This is a genomic window from Burkholderia pyrrocinia (genome assembly GCF_003330765.1).
Taxonomy (GTDB): Bacteria; Pseudomonadota; Gammaproteobacteria; order Burkholderiales; family Burkholderiaceae; genus Burkholderia; species Burkholderia pyrrocinia_B.
This window is the reverse complement of the sequence record NZ_CP024903.1, coordinates 698,631-716,719: the sequence shown is the minus strand read 5'-3', so window position 1 is coordinate 716,719 and position 18,089 is coordinate 698,631. Positions and strand designations below refer to the sequence as shown.

The following is an 18,089-nucleotide window of genomic DNA, read 5'->3' as shown; positions in this document are numbered from 1 at the left end:
GTTGAAGCAGCCGCGACGCCATGCGACGTTTCCGTCGCCGCATGGCGTCGCGCGCGGGCGCGCAGAGGCTGGCGCGTCAGGCGCCGGTCAGAACTTCCACAGGATGTTGCCGAGCACCGCGTTGTCGCGCACGCCGCTGCCGTACTGGCCGCTGTACGTGAGGCCGAGCGTCAGGCGCTTCGTGATGTTCGCGTCGATGCCGGCCTCGAGCACCGCGCTGTCGCGAGCAATCGGCACGCCCGATACCTGAAACGACGTGCCGCCGTTCGCGAACGTGAACGCCGACGACGGCCGCACGTTGCCGAACGCATGCCGCCAGCCGACCGTCCCGCGCGCGGTGAACGTGCCGCTCGCGATCGAGCCGAGCTGCGACGCCGCACGCACGCCGAGCGTCGAGAAGCCGACGTGGGTCGTCTCGCCGCCGGCGCGCAGCGCAGCCGCGCCACCGCTTTCCGTATAGCCGTCGGTATGCAGGTTCACGTACGCGAGGCCCGCGAACGGTTCGATCGCGACGGGCCCGACCGGCAGCGCGTAGCCGACTTCGCCGAACACCTGCGCCGAATTCGCGTCGTAGCCGGCCGAGTCGTGATCGGAGAAGCCCGCAAAGCCCGGATAACGGTCGCTGTTGATCCGGTACCACGTGTACGACGCGCCGCCGCGCACCCCGAGCGCACCATACTGCGCGCCGCCGTACAGCGACAGGTAGTAGCTGTTCACCGACGCCGACGAACTCTGGTCGTTGTCGAGCGAGCTGTGCGTGACGCCCGCGGCCAGGCCGGCACGCCACTTGTCGTTGAGCGCCATGTCGGCGCCGGCGATGAAGCCCGTCATGCTGCGCTTGATCGTCGACGCGTTGCCGTCGCCGGCGAGCCGGCTGCGGCCGCCGAACGCCTGCCCCCACACGACCGGCTGATAAGGCGTGCCGCCGTAGCAGCCCTCGCGCGAACCGATCCGGCGTTCCGGCGGCAGCGTCGGGTCGACCGCGCCGGCCGTGTTGTCGCCGCACAGCGCGGCGCCGCCCGACGACAGCGCCGCGAGCGGGCCCGATCCGGGCGCCAGACCCTGGCGGACGCGATCGGTCACCGCGTCGCGCACATAGCGGCTGTCGAGCAGCAGCATGCTCTTCAGGCTCGCCTGCAGTTCGCCGTCGAGCAATCCGTAGGCCCGGCGCGCGGTACCCGCGTCGGTCGTCAGCACCGCGTCGTACAACGGGTTGCCGGCGCCGAGCCCGCCGAGCGCGGTCGCGACCGAGCGCTGGTTGGGTGTCGTCGCGACGTCGGGCAGCGAGGTGCCGTTCAGGACCAGTTGCAGGTACACATGATCCGGATCGTAGGTGAGCTTCGGCATCAGGAACGCGTAGTTCGCGTTCACCTGGCTGAACGCGCCCTGCACGCCCGACGATGCGGTGAGGATCGTGTAGGTCGTGCTCGGCTGGTAGCTACCCTGGTTCGCGAGCACCTGCACGGTGCCGCCGTTCAGCGTCGCCGTGCCGCCCGCCGCGAGGCTGCCGCTCTGCTGCGGCGTGGCCGCGACCTGGAACGTCGAACCCGGCTGGAACGTGACGTTGCCGGCCACGTTCAGCGCGGCGCCCGGCTGCGATGCGGCCGCCGTCGCGCCGCCCTGCACCACGAGGCCGCCGATCGTGCCGGTGCCCGTCAGCGTCGCGCCGTTCTGCACGGTCACGGTCGACTGGCCGAGCGACCCGTTGACGGCGAGCGTGCCCGCGCTGACCGTGGTCGGGCCGCTCAGCGTGCTCGTGCCCGTCAGCGTCAGTTGCCCGCTGCCGGCCTGCGTCAGGGAACCCGCGCCGGAAATCGCACCGCCGAACGACAGGTTGTCCGAGCGATTGAAGACCAGTGCACCCGCATCGGCAACGTTGCCGGCGATGCTGCCCGACGTGCCGCCGTTGCCGATCTGCAGCGTGCCGCTGGCGACGGTCGTGCCGCCCGTGTAGTTGCTCGCGCCGGTCAGCACGAGCGTGTCGCTGCCGCTCTTGGCCAACGCGCCGGCGCCCGTCAGCGTGCCGCCGAAGGTGCCGCCGCCCGCGACCGTGAGCGTGCCCGTGCCGGTGTCGAGCGTGCCGTTCGCCGCGCCGCTCAGCCCGCTGAGCGTCACGTTCGTGCTGCCGAGCGCGAGGCTGCCGCCGTTCAGCGTGAGGCTGCCGGTGCCGAGCGCCTGGCCGTTGCCGAGCACGACTGCACCACCGTTGACCACCGTGCCGCCCTGATACGTGTTGCTGTTGTTCAGCGTCAGCGTCGCCTGGCCATCCTTGACGAGGCCGCCCGCGCCCGACACGACGCCCGACAGCGTCAGGTCCTGCGTGCCGCCGATCGTTGCGTTCGCATTCAACGCGACCGCATTCGCGAGATTCACCGCGCCCGTCGTATCGATCGTGCTCGCCGCGCCGACCGTCACGGCGCCCGTGCCGAGCGCGCCGTTGCTGCCGAGCACGAGCGTGCCGCCCGCGACCGTCGTGCCGCCGCTATACGTGTTGTTGCCCGACAGCGTCTGCGTGCCCGTGCCGCTCTTCACGAGCGCGCCCGTGCCGCCGATCGTGCCGCCAAACGACGTGTTCGCCGCGCCGCCGAGCGTCAGCGTGTTGCCGCCGAGCGCAACCGTCGTGCCCGCGACGCCGGCGAGGCCGGCGACGGTCTGCGTGCCGGCGCCGGTGCCGAGCGTGAAGCCCGCGCCGGACGTCGCCAGGTTGACGGTCGTCGATCCCGCGAGGCTGCCGCCCGCGCCGATCACGAGGTTGCCCGCGTCGATCGTCGTCGCGCCGCCGTACGTGTTCGCCCCCGTCAGCGTCGTCGTGCCGCCGCCCTGTTTCACGATCCCGCCCGTGCCGCCGAGCGCGCCGCCGAAGGTCTGGTTCGTGCCGTCGCCGAAGGTCAGCGTGTTGCCGCCGAGCGCGACGGTCGAACCGGCGACGCCGCTCAGCGCGCCGATCGTCTGGTTCGCGCCTGCGGCACCGAGGTCGAGCGATGCGCCCGCGCCGTTCAGGTTGACCGCGCCCGTGGCCGCGAGGCTGCCGCCCGCACCGAGCGCCAGCGTGCCCGCATCGATCGTCGTGCCGCCCGTGTACGTGTTCGCGCCCGTCAGCGTTTCGGTGCCCGCGCCGGTCTTCGTCAGCGAACCGGTGCCCGCGACGGTGCCGCCGAATGCCGCGCTGCCGCCGCCGCTGCCGAGCGTCAGCCCGTTCGCGCCGAGTGCGACCGTCGAACCTGCCAAGCCGCTCAAGGTGCCGATCGTCTGGCTGGCACCGGACGCGCCGATGTCGAACGTCGTGCCCGTGCCGCTCAGGTTGACGGCGCTGCCCGTAGCGAGACTGCCGCCCGCGCCCAGCGCGAGCGTGCCGCCGTTGATCGTCGTGCCGCCCGTGTACGTGTTCGCACCCGTCAGCGTTTCGGTACCGCTGCCTTGCTTCGTGACGCCGCCCGTGCCCGTGATCGCGCCGGCAAACGTCTGGCTGGCCGTGCTGCCGAAGGTCAGGCCGTTGCCGCCCAGCGCGACCGTCGAACCGGCCGCGCCCATCAGTGCGCCGATCGTCTGGTTCGCGCCCGCGCCGCTCAGGTCGAGCGTCGTCCCCGCGCTGCCGAGGTCCACTGTGCCCGACGATGCGATGCTGCCGCCCGCACCGATCGCCAGCGTGCCGGCGTTGATCGTCGTCGTGCCCGTGTACGTGTTCGTGCCCGTCAGCGTCTCGGTGCCGCTGCCCTGCTTGACGACCCCGCCCGTGCCGGCGATCGTGCCGCCGAAGGTGCCGTTCGTGCTGTTGCCCAACGTCAGCGTGTTGGCGCCGAGCGTCACGTTGGCTCCGGCCACGCCGTTCAGCGCGCCGATCGACGTGCCGCCACCCGCGCTGATGTCGAGCGTCGTGCCCGTGCCCGTCAGGTTCACCGCGTTGCTCGACGACAGGCTGCCGCCCGCACCGATCGCAAGCGTGCCGCCCGCGATCGTCGTGTTGCCCGTAAAGGCGTTCGCGCCCGTCAGCGTTTCCGTGCCGCTGCCTTGCTTCGTGATCCCGCCCGTACCCGTGATCGCGCCACCGAAGGTCTGGTTCGTGCCGTCGCCGAAGGTCAGCCCGTTGCTGCCGAGTGCGACAGTGGAGCCGGCCATGCCGCTCAGCGCGCCGATCATCTGGTTCCCGCCCGAACCACTGATGTCGAACGTTGCGCCCGCACCGGTCAGGCCGACCGCGCCCGTGGCCGCGAGACTGCCGCCCGCGCCGAGTGCCAGCGTGCCGCTGCCGACCGTCGTACCGCCCGTATATGTGTTCGCGCCCGTCAGCGTTTCGGTGCCCGTGCCCTGCTTGACGATGCCGCCCGTGCCGCCGATCGCGCCACCGAACGTATCGTTCGTACTGCTGCCGAGCGTCAGGATGTTCGCGCCGAGGCTCACGGCCGAACCGGCCGCGCCGTTCAGCGCGCCGATCGTCTGGTTGCCGCCCGCGCTGATATCGAGCGCCGCGCCCGCATTCGCGAGATTCACGGTGCCCGTCGCCGCGAGGCTGCCGCCCGCGCCGAGCGCCAGCGTGCCTGCATCGATCGTCGTGCCGCCCGTGTACGTGTTGGCACCCGTCAACGTTTCGGTGCCGCTGCCTTGCTTCGTGACACCGCCCGTGCCGGTGATCGCGCCGCTGAAGGTCTGGTTCGTGCCATTGCCGAAGGTCAGCCCGTTGCCGCCGAGTGCGATCGCCGAACCGGCGACGCCGCTCAATGCGCCGATGGTCTGGCCCGCGCCTGCCCCGCTGATGTCGAACGTCGCCCCCGCGCCGCTCAGGTTCACGGCGCTGCCTCCGGCAATGCTGCCGCCTGCGCCGAGCGCGAGCGTGCCGCCTGCGATCGTCGTGCCGCCCGTATACGTGTTCGTGCCCGTCAGCGTTTCGGTGCCCGTGCCCGACTTCACGATCGCGCCCGTGCCGCCGATCGTGCCGCCGAACGTGTGATTGCCGGCGTCGCCCAGCGTCAGGCCATTCGCGCCGAGATTGACCGTCGAGCCGGCCGCGCCCGCGAGACCGCCGATCGCCTGCGGCGTGGTCGCCGCACTGACGTCGAGCGCCGTGCCCGCGTTCGCGAGATTCACGGTGCCGGTGGCCGACAGCGAACCGCCCGCGCCGATCGCGATCGTGCCGGCATCGACCGTCGTACCGCCGGTATACGTATTCGCACCGGTCAGCGTTTCGGTGCCGGCGCCCTGCTTCACGATGCCGCCCGTGCCGCCGATCGAACCGTCGAACGTCTGGTTCGTCGCGTCGCCGAACGTAAGCGTGTTCGCACCGAGCGACACGGTCGTGCCGCCCACGCCCGACAACGCGCCGATCGTCTGGTTGGGGCCCGCCGCGCTGATGTCGAAACCGGCACCCGCCGTGCCGAGGTTGACCGAGCCCGTCGCCGCGAGCGAACCGCCCGCGCCGAGCGCCAGCGTGCCGCCATTGATCGTCGTGCCGCCCGTGTACGTATTGGCACCCGTCAGCGTTTCGGTGCCGCTGCCTTGCTTCGTGACGCCGGCCGTGCCCGTGATCGCGCCGCCGAAGGTCTGGTTCGTGCCGTCGCCGAACGTCAACCCGTTGCCGCCGAGTGCGACCGTCGAGCCGGCCACGCCGCTCAACGCGCCGATCGCCTGGTTCGTACCCGAACCGCTCACGTCGAACGTTGCGCCCGCACCGGTCAGGCCGACCGCCCCCGTGGCCGCGAGCGAGCCGCCCGCGCCGAGTGCCAGCGTGCCGCCGGCGATCGTGGTACCGCCCGTATAAGTGTTCGTGCCCGTCAACGTCTCCGTGCCGGAGCCCGACTTCGTGATCCCGCCCGTGCCGCCGATCGTGCCGCCGAACGACCCGTTCGTACTGCTGCCGAGCGTCAGGTTGTTCGCGCCGAGGCTCACGGCCGAACCGGCCGCGCCGTTCAGCAAGCCGATCGTCTGGTTGCCGCCCGCGCTGACGTCGAGCGTCGCGCCCGCATTCGCGAGATTCACGGTGCCGGTGGCCGACAGCGAACCACCTGCGCCGATCGCGAGTGTGCCCGCGTTGACCGTCGTGCCGCCCGTGTACGCATTCGCCCCCGTCAACGTTTCGGTGCCGGCGCCCTGCTTCACGATGCCGCCCGTGCCGCCGATCGATCCGCCGAACGTCTGATTCGTCGCGTCGCCGAACGTAAGCGTGTTCGCACCGAGCGACACGGTCGTGCCGCCCACGCCCGACAACGCGCCGATCGTCTGGTTGGGGCCCGCCGCGCTGATGTCGAAACCGGCACCCGCCGTGCCGAGGTTGACCGAGCCCGTCGCCGCGAGCGAACCACCTGCGCCGAGCGCCAGCGTGCCCCCGTTGATCGTCGTGCCGCCCGTGTACGTGTTCGCGCTTGTCAGCGTTTCCGTGCCGCTGCCCTGCTTCGTGATCCCGCCCGTGCCCGCGATCGTGCCGCCGAAAGTCTGGTTCGTACCGTCGCCGAACGTCAACCCGTTGCCGCCGAGCGCGACCGTCGAGCCGGCCACGCCGCTCAGCGCGCCGATCGTCTGGTTCGCGCCCGAACCACTGATGTCGAAGCCGGCGCCCGCGCCGGCGAGGTTCACGGCGCCCGTCGCCGCGAGCGAGCCGCCCGCACCCAGCGCCAGCGTGCCCGCATTGACCGTCGTGCCGCCCGTGTAGGTGTTGGCGCCGGTCAGCGTCGCGGTGGCCGCACCGCTCTTGACGAGGCCGCCCGCCCCCGAGATCCCGCCGGCGACGGTCATCGCGTTGCTGCCACCGAGCGTCAGCGCGGCGCCTGAATTCACCGCCACCTGATTCGCGATCGTTACCGCCAGGCTGCTGTCGAGCGTCGCGTTGGCGCCGACCGTCAGCGTGCCGGTGCCCAAAGCCTGATTGTTGCCGACGACGATCGTGCCGCCATTCAGGTTCGTGCCGCCGGTATAGCCGTTCGCGCCCGACAGCGTCAGCGTGCCGCCGTCGTTCTTCGTCAGCGCGCCACCGCCCACCACCGTGCCCGACAGCGTGAGCCCGGTCGCGCCCTGCACCGTCAGCCCGCCCGTGCCGAGCGCCACGTCGTTGGCGACGTCGAGCCCCGCCGCGCCCGCCTGCAGCGCGCCGCCGGTGGCCGTGATGGTGCCGGTGCCGAGCGACCCGTTGCTGGTGATGATCGCCGTGCCGCCGGACAGCGTCGCATCCTGGGCAGTCGATGCGCCATTGAGCGTCCAGCTGCCGCTCGTGATATCGAGGTGATTGAAGTTGATGTAGTTGCTGTTGTTGATCGTGCCCGTCGTCGATCCACCCTGCTGGAGCGTCAGCGTGTTGTTACCGCCCGCGCCGCCATCGACGACGCCCGTCGCCGCGAACCCGACCGTGACCGCGCCGATACCGAGATTGAGCGAAAGGCCCGTCCCGCCGGCTGTATTCACCGACGAACCGGTGACCGCGGTAAACGTGTTGGTGCTGTTCGCGCCCATCGACACGCTGCCGTTGATCGTCCCCGAGTTGACGAACGTGTTGCCCACGCCCGGCGTGCCGGACGACTGGAACGCGACGCGGCCGGTGATCGTCCCGCTGTTGTTGAAGTTGACCTGCCCGCCGCCGTAGGCAACCACGACCGGCGCGTCCGCCCCGACCAGCGTCGCGCCGACCAGCGGCGTCGAGCCGATCGTGCCGGTGTTGGTGATGTTGCTCACGCCGCCCGTGCCGTTCTGCACGCCGAGCGCCATCCCGGTGACGCCGGAAAGCGCGACGCCCGTCGAGCCTTTCATCGTGCCGTTGTTGGTCACGGTCGTCGTGCTCGCCGACGCATTGCCGATCTGCGTGCCGCTCGACAGGATGCCGAGCCCCGAGCCGAGCGCGGACGGGTCGATCGTGCCGTTGTTGGTCAGCGTGACGCCGTTGCCGCTCAGCGACATCGCGGTGCCGCCGACACCGAGCAGCACGCCCACGCTCGAGCCCGGGTTGACCGTCACGTTCAGGTTGTTCGCGCTGTTCGCGTAACTGGGAGCCAGCGGGTTCGCGACGCCGGAACAGGTCACCGTGGTGCCTGCCGTGCTGCAGGTCGCGTGGGCGGGAACGATGCCGGCGCCGGACAACGCCAGGAAAACGCCCGTCGGCAACAGGAATCTCGGAATCGGCTCGCCGGCTTTTTTCGAACGCGCAAGGTTCATGTTTCCCCCAGTTATTGGCTTTGGTATTGGCATTGCGGTCGCACCGAACAACCGGCGGCAGAAAATCACGGACAAAAGCGTCCGCGCCGGCGGTCGCGATGCGACGTCGGCTTATTCGTGGATGAATCTTTAATCGGCCCCGGGTTGCGGATGCGAAACTAGTCGAATGACATGACGCTTGCCCCTGTTTTTATACAGCGGATTTCTGGTTGATTTGATTACTGCCGTGCCTTTTGTCAGACAAGGCTATATCAAACTCACGCCATTTTCCAGTCGATGTTTACCTATCGGACCAAGGGCCAGGAAGCGTGTATTTTTTACCCGCCGCCGCTTGCCTGGCGACGGTGTCCCGCATATTTTCCGTCCGTCTCTTTTGATTTTTCTCAAAAACATCGACATCGCCGCATCCGTGAAAACGCGGGTATACCGCCATGATTCGAGACACACGTATTTTTGCAGCGCAATATTTTCATTCTGACGGATCACCGACGCAGATAATTCGCGACCGGTTAATCATTGGATAAAACGGGATTTTCAGGCGTTTCGCAAATCGCCCCTATTTCCGCCCTGCACCAACCCTGAAAAGCACAACGTTATCGCGAGTCCAGCGCCGATGGCACACGTGCGGCCGGCGAGCACAGAAGGGACACCGCATCCGGTGCGAAACGGCAGGAAACCCGACGAAGGGCGGAGAAAATCATGCGCGCCGGACGCGTTCGCCCCCGCGCGTCGCGTTACGAAAACAGGCGCATCAGGTAAAGCATCGGCCGGAACGAGACCGGCCGTGCATCGGGATTCGCCCACAGACGCACCGCATAGACGGCGTAGGCCGGCACCTCGCGCCAGCTCGAATAGACATCGCGCAGCTGGAAGCGGCGCGGGTACGCGGCGGAGATGTTCTCCCGCGTGATGCCGACACGCTCGAACGCAAGGCGCGCCCGCGCGAGATGGTAGTACTGGCTGACGATCAGCACGCGCGACAGGCGGTGCGCCTGCAGGTACGCGAGCGTGTGCTGCGCGGTCGCGAGCGTGTTGTCGCCCTGGTCGTCGACGGCGATCCGGGCCGCCGGCACGCCGCGCGCCACGAGATAGTCGCGCATGGCCGTCGCCTCGTTCAGCCCGGGGCCGTCGATCGCGCCGCTGACCAGAAACGCCGGGCACTGCCCCGTGCGGTAGCAGCGCACGCCGACGTCGAGCCGGGCCGCGAGCACGGGCTTCGGCGCGCCGGTGTCGTCGAGCGCGTTGCCGAAGATCACGGCCACGTCGGCCGGCTCGCTCGGCATCCGCATCCCGTATACGACGAGCGCGACGGCCGCGGCGACCCAGATGCACGCGACGACGGCCAGCAGCCGGCCCGTTCGGGCTGCAACGCCCCGTTTGGTGTGGTCTTTCAAGGTTTTCGGTCTCTCAGGTCGTCGCGCGTGCCGGCTGGCCCGGCCCCGCATGAGCGCGTAACGCTAGCATGGCGCGCTCGCGCGTGTCCACGCGGCGGACCGATGCCGGACTGCTATCGGCCTTTCGGCACGATGACCGACGGAGCGCGCCCGGGAAAGCGCGCCGGCAATACCGAAATCGAAAGCATGCGAATGGCCGCGCCGCGCGGCCCGGACCGAATCAATCGACCGGGCACATCGCGAGCCGCCCCATCGCCTCGCCGGCGCCGCGCACCGCGCAGGTGGCCGGTTCGTCGGCGATCCGGGCGATCACCCCCGTCTCGTCGTACAGCAGACGTTCGAGACCGGCGAGCAGCGCGCCGCCGCCCGTCAGCACCACGCCGCGATGCGCGATGTCGGTCACGAGTTCGGCCGGTGCGTTTTCCAGTACCGACTTCACCGCGCCGATCACCTGCTTGAGCGGCGCGGCCAGCGCGTCCGCGACGTCGTGGTTGGACAGCTCGACCGAGCGCGGCAGGCCGTCGCCGATGCTGCGCCCGACCGCCCGCGTCGACGCGCGCGGCACCGCGCTGGTGGCCGAACCGATCGTCTTCTTCACGTGCTCGGCCGTCTGCTCGCCGAGCAGCACGCCGTACAGGTTGCGGATATGGTTGACGATCGCCGCGTCGAACTGGTTGCCGCCGACGCGGATCGCCTCGCGGTAGACGATGCCGCCGAGCGCGATCACCGCGACTTCGGTCGTCCCGCCGCCGATGTCGATGACCATCGAGCCGACCGGCTCGGTCACCGGCAGGCCCGCGCCGAGCCCGGCAGCCAGCGATTCCTCGATCAGTTCGACCTCCGACACGCCCGCCGCGAACGCGGCCTCGCGGAGCGCGCGGCGCTCGACGGCCGTCGCATCGGACGGCACGCACAGCGTGACCTCGACGCGGCGGCCGAAGCGCGAACGCGTGCGCGACATGTCGATGAAGCTGCGGATCATCTGCTCGGCCGCGTGCGCGTCGGCGATCACGCCGTGCCGCATCGGCCGCACGGATTCGAGATGCCCCGGTTCGCGGCCGAGCAGCGCTTTCGCGAGCTCGCCGACCGCCTCGAGCGTCGGCCGCGCGTCGGTCGCGCCGGCCTTGCGGAAGCAGACGACCGATGGCTGGTTCAGCACCACGCCGCGTTCGTGCGTATAGATCTGCGTACTCGCCGTTCCAGGGTCGATCGCAACGGGTTGCGCAAACAACTTTCCGAACAGCGGTGTCGACATATCAAACCTTTGTGAACGAACGGGCCGGGACAGCCGCGCCGCATTCTTGCAGCGCGTCGATGCCGCCCCATCACGAGCTTAGCGGCAAATCGTTCCGATACTTTAGATAATTCCGATGATTTTTTCGCGACGAAATTGCCGAAAGTGCCGTTCCGGACGCGCCTGGCTACGCAACGCTCTCTCGCGTTGCGCCTGTAAAACACGGTAACCTCTCGGTCTTGCCTGCTCCCGGCAGGCCTCAGACGCCCGATCACGCCAGGTATTTCCACCATGACAGCGACCGTTTCCCTCCGCTGGACGCGGGTGCGCCCGCTCTGCACGACGCTCGTCGCCTTCTGGTGCTGCACGGTCGCCGCGCAGCCGCTGCCGGCCACCGAATCCGCCGCCCCTCAGGCAGCCGCCGCGAACGCGCCGGCTGCCGCGCCCGCCACGGCCGGGCACACCTGCACGGCCGACGGCGGCCCGGCCGGCCGCCCGTCGATCGGCCTCGTGCTGTCCGGCGGCGGCGCGCGCGGCTACGCGCACCTCGGCGTGCTGAAAGTGCTGGAGGACAACCGCATCCCGATCGACTGCATCGCGGGCACCAGCATGGGTGCCGTGGTCGGCGGCCTGTACGCGAGCGGGATGGCCGCCGTCGAGATGCAGAAGCGGCTGTCGGAAGTCAACCTCGCGGATATCGCGTTCGACGTGACGGATCGCGCGGACCTGCCGCAAGCCAGCCGGGAAGACGAACGCCTGTACATCAACGGCCTGACGCTCGGCTTCGGCAAGAAAGGCGTGAAGGCGCCGGTCGGCCTCGTGCAGGGCAACCGGCTGCAGGCGCTGCTCGCGAACTGGACGGCCGTCGTGCCGACCAACCAGCCGTTCGACCGGCTGCCGATCCCGTACCGCGCGGTCGCGACCGACCTGCAGACGGGGCAGATGGTCGTGCTCGACCACGGCTCGCTGCCGCTCGCGATCCGCGCGAGCATGGCGATGCCCGGCCTGTTCGCGCCTGCCGAGATCAACGGGCGCGCGCTCGTGGACGGCGGCCTCGTCAGCAACCTGCCCGTCGACACCGCGCGGCAGATGGGCGCGAACGTCGTGATCGCCGTCGACATCGGCTCGCAACTGCGCCCGCTGGACGCGCTCGCGTCGCCCGCCGACGTGATGCAGCAGATGGTCGGCATCCTGATCCGCCAGAACGTGACCGCGCAGCGCAAGCAGCTCGACGCGCAGGACGTGCTGCTCACGCCGGACCTCGGCGCGCTCGCGTTCACCGATTTCCAGAACGCGAAGCAGGCGATCGCCGCCGGCGCGGCCGCCGCGACCGCCGCGCTGCCCAAGCTGCAGCGCTTCGCGCTCACGCCGGAACAGTACGCGACCTACCGGTCGGCCCACGCGCAGCCGCTGCCGCCGCCGATCCGGATCACGCGCATCGACATCGAGACCAGCGGGGGCGTGCCGAAGCGGGTCGTCAGCGACGCGCTGCACGTGAAGCCCGGCGACACTTACGACCCGCAGGTCGTCAGCCAGGACCTGCTCGGCTTGACGACGGGCGGCAACTTCGAGAGCGTCACCCAGCAGATCGTGAGCCACGGCGACGACAACGTGCTCGAGATCAACGCGCGCGAAAAATACTGGGGGCCGAATTTCCTGCTGTTCGGGCTCGGCCTGTCGAGCAGTTCGACCGACGAGGGCGGCTTCCGCCTGCATGTCGGCTACCGGCGGCCGTGGCTCACCGAATCGGGGCTCGAGTTCCGCGCGGATACGACGATCGGCAGCGACCTGCAGTCGGCGCGCGTCGAATTGCGCCAGCCGCTGCCAGCCGCATACGGTTTCTACATTTCGCCCTATGCGGAATATCAGCGTCGCTACGTCAACCTGTACGACAACAGCGGCGAGGTGAAACTGAACCAGTACCTGATGCAGACGGCGCGCACCGGGATCGACTTCGGCCTGCCGATCGCCCGGCTTGGCGACTTCCGGATGGGCATCGGCTACGCGACCGGGCACGGCTCGCCGAACTACAACCTGCCGTTCCCGTTCGACGACGGCAGCTCGACGCTGATCTGGCCGAGCTTCACGTCGCAGGCGCTGACCGCGCGCGCGCGGCTCGTCATCGATCAGCTCGACGATCCGATGTTCCCGCGCAGGGGTTACTACACCGAACTCCGTGTCGAACGCTCGCTGTGGTCGCACAACAGCCAGTCCGCGGAGGACCTCGCCGAAACGTCCAACACGCCTTACACCGAGATCTACGGCAAGGCGATGATCGCGCAGCAGTTCGGCCGGCACAGCGTCAGCGCAACGATCGAGGGCGGCAAGAGCATCGGCGGCACCAACCTGATCAACGCGTTCAACTTCACGCTCGGCGGGTTCCAGCACCTGGCCGCGTATGCGGCCGACCAGCTGACCGGCAACGAGCTCGCGTACGGGAACGTGACCTACATGAATCAGTTGATGACGTTCAACGCGTCCCCGGTCAAGGCACTGTCGGTCGGCGCCAGCGCGGAAGTCGGCAACGTGTGGTCGAGCGGCGTGAAAGTCGGCGGCGGCGCGCTCAAGCAGAGCTATACGTTCTTCACGAGCCTGTCGACCGCGTTCGGCCCGCTGTACATGGGTGTCGCGCTCGCGCCGGGCGGCCGGCGCAACATCTACCTGCAGCTCGGTCGCACGTACTGACCCTGGCGCGCGGAGGTCGCCGCGGCGGCCTCCGCTGCACGGCGACCGGGTTGCCCGCATTGTCCGGCTACGCCGGACAGGCCGCTAGACCGGCCAGCTGATCTCGAACCGCGCGCCACCGAGTTCGACCGGATCGACGACCGCGATCCGGCCGTTGTGCGCATGGAGCACCTGCCGCGTGATCGAGAGGCCGAGTCCGTAGCCGCCGGTGCGGCGGTCGAGGCGCACAAATGCGTCGAAGATCCGTTCGCGTTCGTTCTCGGGCACGCCGGGGCCGTCGTCCTCGACGAAGATTCCGATATTGCCGTGCACGAGCGAGATCCCGACGACGATCTGCGATTTCGCATACTTGCTCGCGTTGCGCAGCAGGTTGCGTATCGCGTACGACATCAGCCGCCGGTCCATCTTCACGCGCAGGTCCGACGCGATCGCGATGCGCGACTCGATCGCGCGCTCCGGATACAGCAGTTGCGCGTCGCTGACCTGATGCTCGAACCACGCGACGGGCGCGGTCAACTCCAGGCTCGACTGCAGCGAGCTGTATTCGAGCCGCGCAAACGTGAGGCTCATGTCGATCAACTCCTCGAGCTCGGTCACGTCCTGCGCGATGCTCTCGAGCGCGCCCTGGTATTCGGCCGCGGAACCCGGTTCGCGCAGCATTTCGAGCGCGAAGCGCACACGCGCGAGCGGCGTGCGCAGCTCGTGCGAGATGCCGTTCGTGAGATCGCGCTGCGCGGCGATCAGCCGCTCCATGCGCATCGCGAGCGCATTCAGCGTACGCGCGAGCGGGCCGATGATCACGCTGTGCGATTCGCGCGCACGCGTGTTGAAGCGCCCGCCCGTGAAGTCGATCGCGCGTTCGCGCACCATCACGAGATCCGACCAGACGGGCCGCATCCACCGGTACGCCGCGAGCGCGGGGGCGGCGAACACGAACGCGAGCACGATCCAGATATCGCCCGGCAGCGAGTCGAATGCATGCCACACGACCTGCGGCGACAATTCGACGCACAGCGCGAGCGCCGGCACGAGCGCAGTCAGCAGCACGAGGCCCAGCAGATGCAGGTAGGTGCGCACGTACAGGCGCGACCAGCTCGGAATGCGGTCGGCGCGCGTGTCGGTCCACGCGCGGCGGAAATGCAGCCAGCGCCATTTGACGTAGCGCAGCGTCGGCAGCGGCGGTGCATCGGGGTGCGAACGGGTTCGTCGGATCATCGCGGCTCCCGGCCGGCGGGCGGAATGCCCGCGCGGAACCTGACGGCGTCGCGCGAAGGCGGCGTCATTCCCACGCGTGCTTGCTGAATTGATAACCCTTGCTGCGGATCGTCTTGATCCGCTGCGGGTTGCTCGCGTCGTCGCGCAGCTTGCGGCGCAACTTCGAGATGCGCCCGTCGATCGTGCGGTCGAGGCCGTCGAATTCGACCCCGCGCAACTGCAGCATCAGGTCGTCGCGGCTGACGACTTCGCCCGCATGGCACACGAGCGCCCACAGCAGGTCGAACTCGGCCGACGTGAGATCGGGCGTGCTGCCGTCGGGCAGCACGACGGTGCGGTCGGTGCGGTCGATCGAGAACTTGCCGAACGCGAAGCGCTCGGGCTGCGGCGCGGCGCTCTCGGCCACGCGCGCGGGTGCGCGGCGCAGTTGCGCCTTGATCCGCGCGAGCAGGATGCGCGGCTCGACCGGCTTGTGCACGTAGTCGTCCGCGCCGAACTCGAGGCCGAGCAGTTCGTCGAACGGCTCGTCGCGCGCCGTCACCATGATGATCACGCCGTCGTACTGCTTGCGCGCCTCGCGACAGATTTCGAAGCCGTCCTTGCCCGGCAGGTTCACGTCGAGAATGACGAGATCGGGACGAATGGACAGGATCGCCGGCACCGCGGCGTCACCATGCAGCACAGTGTCGACTTCATAGTCGTTCTTGCGCAGGTAGCCGGCGATCAGCGTGGACAGGCGGGTGTCGTCTTCGACGAGCAGGATGCGAAAAGACATGGGCAGCGGTCGGATCATCGGAGAGGCCGCGGCGGCGCCGGCAGGTGCCGGACGCCGGCCATCGGCCGAAACGTACCGCATGATACTGCGCCCGCCGATTGCCCGTTTGCCCGTCTCAAAAAATAAGGGCACGATGTCGGCCGCGCTTGACGAATCGGCGCCGAGACGGTTCCATACGGGCTCGCCGGAATCCGGACCGCGCACCTACCCGCCTGACGTAATGAATTATCAATCGATCCTCGAACGCATCCACACCGAACTCGCCCCCTGGATTGGCCAGGGACGGGTCGCGGACTACATTCCCGAACTCGCGAAAGTGCCCGCCGACAAGTTCGGGATGGCCGTCGTGACGCTCGACGGAAACGTTTACACGGTCGGCGACTCGCATGAGCGCTTCTCGATCCAGAGCATCTCGAAGCTGTTCGCGTGCACGCTCGCGTTCCAGTTGCTGGGCGATGCACTGTGGGAACGGGTCGGCCGCGAACCGTCCGGCAACGCGTTCAATTCGCTGGTACAACTCGAAAGCGAGCGCGGCAAGCCGCGCAATCCGTTCATCAACGCCGGCGCGCTGGTCGTCACCGACGTGCTGTGCCGCCGCTTCGTGAAGGCCGAGACGGCGCTCGTCGAATTCGTGCGGCGGCTGATCAGCGCCACCGACATCGACTACGATTCGCGCGTCGCCCAGTCGGAACTGCTGCACGCGGAGCGCAATCGCGCGATGGCGCATTTCATGGCGAGCTTCGGCAACATGCAGATGCCGCCCGATACGGTGATCGATGCGTATTGCCGCCAGTGCGCGATCACGATGAACTGCGTCGAACTCGCGCAAGCCGCGCTGTTCCTCGCGAACGGCGGCGTCGCGCCGGTGACCGGCGAGCGGATCGTCGATTCGAGTTCCGCGAAGCGCCTGTCGGCGCTGATGCTGACCTGCGGCACCTACGATGCGGCCGGCGATTTCGTGTACCGCGTCGGCCTGCCCGCGAAAAGCGGTGTCGGCGGCGGGATCGTCGCGGTGCTGCCCGGCGAGATGGCCGTGTGCGTGTGGGCGCCGGGGCTCGATGCGAACGGGAACTCGCTGGCGGGCACGCTGGCTTTGGAATGGTTGACGACCTATTCGGGGCGGTCGATCTTTTGAAGTATCGAAGTCAAGCGTGCCTCATCTGGCGCAACGGCGGCCGGTGAATATCGGCACACTCAATGGAGAATTCGTCACTCGGCAGCCATCGCCCCATTGCGGTCCGTCGCTGGTGCTTTCGGCAAAGTCCGATGCGCAATCGGTAAGCGGTCGCTGCGGAGCGGGGCCAAGTATCCAGTTCGATCAGGTTCTAGGCGCGGGCATCTCCGGCAGCGAAATCTCGATCCCACGCCGGTGCAGTGCCGAGAGCACGTGATACACGCCCTTGAAGCACATCACCGGGATTGCAGCGCGCCAGCTCCCCCGGAGATTTCCTGCCAGCAGATTGACGATGCCGTCTCGCATCCACAAGCGATTGGACGGGGCCATGAAAAGCGTACGCATGACAGGATCGTTCACTCGATAGATCAGCCAACTGATCCGATCCATTGCCGCTGACAATTCTTTGTTGGCTGCTTGCGCAAGCTTCTTTCCTCGTGCCGGATCGTCGAGCCAAACGTGGGCGACCTCGGCGCCGAGTTCTCCGCTAGTCATCGCCATCAATACGCCGGTCGAGAACATCGGATCGACAAATCCGTAGGCATCGCCGATCATCAGGAAACCGTTACCGTTGCCCACGCGTGCGCGATAGCTGTAATTGGCCGTGCTGTAGACGTCCGATACGCGCTGTGCGCCTTGCGCGCGAGCCGAGACGGTCGGGCTCGAAGCGATGCGCTCGGTCAGCAAATCGGTCGGCGTTCCCTTGCGCTCTTTCCACGCCGATTGATTGCCGACAAAGCCAATGCTCATTGTGTCGCCGGGTAGCGGGATCAGCCAAAACCAGCCATCCTCCGCAAGATGAATGCTGATGTAGCCCGCGAGTTCGCCTTCTCGACGCCCTACGCCAGTGAAATGCGCATAAACGGCCGCCGTGTTGTTGTACTTGTTCGAGGTCTTGACCTTCATCCGCGACGCGAGAAACGTATCGCGGCCCGAAGCGTCGAGCACGTAGCGCGGATGCCATTCGCGGGTGCCGCCCGATTCATCCTGCGCGGACACGACGTGACGTCCGCCGGCATCGTCCAGCTTCACTTCCGTGACACGAGTACGCTCGAAACACTCGGCCCCGCGCGCGACGGCGTGTCTGAACAACAAGGCATCAAAGTCCGCACGCCGTACTTGCCAGGCGTGCGTACGGTCTCGATTCAGTGCGTTTTCGAACGGAAACGCGCAGCTGCGGCCCGTACGGTCCGAGACGAACTCTGCGCCCGGCTTATGAACACCGATCTCTCGTACCTGATCCAGAACGCCGAGCCGCTCGAAAATGTCGAGGTTACGTGGTAGCAGGCTTTCGCCGATATGGAAGCGCGGATGTGCTTCCTTCTCCACGAGCACAACGTCGCGTCCTTTCATCGCCAAGAAGGCAGCCGCTGTCGCACCAGCGGGCCCGCCGCCGATAATCAGCACGTCAGGTCGGCTCGAATCGCTTTTCGATGAGTTCATTGCGCTGGCTTCCAAAAAATGGCGTATTCATGGATCAAA

Annotated in this window: 9 protein-coding genes; 3 read left to right on the top strand and 6 right to left on the bottom strand. The window is 68.3% G+C overall.

From position 1 onward, the window contains the following. Positions 1-87 precede the first annotated feature (87 nt). The gene (locus tag CUJ89_RS20630; RefSeq protein ID WP_236655048.1) at positions 88-7,998 is read right to left on the bottom strand and encodes an autotransporter-associated beta strand repeat-containing protein; all 7,911 of its coding nucleotides are present in this window, start codon (positions 7,996-7,998) and stop codon (positions 88-90) included. A gap of 1 nt (position 7,999) precedes the next feature. Here CUJ89_RS20630 and CUJ89_RS38565 point away from each other — a divergent pair, with 1 nt between their 5' ends. Beyond that, the gene (locus tag CUJ89_RS38565) at positions 8,000-8,263 is read left to right on the top strand and encodes a hypothetical protein (RefSeq protein WP_236655047.1); all 264 of its coding nucleotides are present in this window, start codon (positions 8,000-8,002) and stop codon (positions 8,261-8,263) included. 601 nt (positions 8,264-8,864) lie between these two features. On the opposite strand, the gene CUJ89_RS20625 is transcribed toward CUJ89_RS38565, so the two are convergent. Then, positions 8,865-9,524, bottom strand: coding sequence for a YdcF family protein (locus tag CUJ89_RS20625; RefSeq protein WP_114179329.1), 660 nt, complete (start codon positions 9,522-9,524; stop codon positions 8,865-8,867). A gap of 220 nt (positions 9,525-9,744) precedes the next feature. Beyond that, entirely contained in the window at positions 9,745-10,779 is a 1,035-nt protein-coding gene (locus tag CUJ89_RS20620) for a rod shape-determining protein (RefSeq protein ID WP_114179328.1), read from the bottom strand. Positions 10,780-11,049: 270 nt separating this feature from the next. Here CUJ89_RS20620 and CUJ89_RS20615 point away from each other — a divergent pair, with 270 nt between their 5' ends. Next, a complete protein-coding gene (locus CUJ89_RS20615) occupies positions 11,050-13,443 on the top strand; it encodes a patatin-like phospholipase family protein (protein ID WP_114179327.1) in 2,394 nt (797 codons plus the stop codon). 84 nt (positions 13,444-13,527) lie between these two features. Here the strand turns inward: CUJ89_RS20615 and CUJ89_RS20610 are convergent, their stop codons facing one another. Beyond that, a complete protein-coding gene (locus CUJ89_RS20610; protein ID WP_114179326.1) occupies positions 13,528-14,658 on the bottom strand; it encodes an ATP-binding protein in 1,131 nt (376 codons plus the stop codon). A gap of 64 nt (positions 14,659-14,722) precedes the next feature. Then, positions 14,723-15,433, bottom strand: a complete 711-nt coding sequence (locus CUJ89_RS20605; RefSeq protein ID WP_114179325.1) for a response regulator — start codon at positions 15,431-15,433, stop codon at positions 14,723-14,725. A gap of 220 nt (positions 15,434-15,653) precedes the next feature. Between CUJ89_RS20605 and CUJ89_RS20600 the strand changes: the two genes are divergently transcribed. Continuing rightward, entirely contained in the window at positions 15,654-16,568 is a 915-nt protein-coding gene (locus CUJ89_RS20600; protein ID WP_114179324.1) for a glutaminase, read from the top strand. A gap of 183 nt (positions 16,569-16,751) precedes the next feature. Here CUJ89_RS20600 and CUJ89_RS20595 read toward each other — a convergent pair whose 3' ends face one another. Continuing rightward, positions 16,752-18,050, bottom strand: a complete 1,299-nt coding sequence (locus CUJ89_RS20595) for an NAD(P)/FAD-dependent oxidoreductase (RefSeq protein ID WP_114179323.1) — start codon at positions 18,048-18,050, stop codon at positions 16,752-16,754. Positions 18,051-18,089 lie beyond the last annotated feature (39 nt).

Excerpts from the sequence above, each read along its gene's own strand:
- CUJ89_RS20620 (WP_114179328.1), bottom strand. The coding sequence starts at position 10,779 with ATGTCGACACCGCTGTTCGGAAAGTTGTTTGCGCAACCCGTTGCGATC.
- CUJ89_RS20610 (WP_114179326.1), bottom strand. The coding sequence starts at position 14,658 with ATGATCCGACGAACCCGTTCGCACCCCGATGCACCGCCGCTGCCGACG.
- CUJ89_RS20600 (WP_114179324.1), top strand. The coding sequence starts at position 15,654 with ATGAATTATCAATCGATCCTCGAACGCATCCACACCGAACTCGCCCCC.
- CUJ89_RS20605 (WP_114179325.1), bottom strand. The coding sequence starts at position 15,433 with ATGTCTTTTCGCATCCTGCTCGTCGAAGACGACACCCGCCTGTCCACG.
- CUJ89_RS20615 (WP_114179327.1), top strand. The coding sequence starts at position 11,050 with ATGACAGCGACCGTTTCCCTCCGCTGGACGCGGGTGCGCCCGCTCTGC.
- CUJ89_RS20595 (WP_114179323.1), bottom strand. The coding sequence starts at position 18,050 with ATGAACTCATCGAAAAGCGATTCGAGCCGACCTGACGTGCTGATTATC.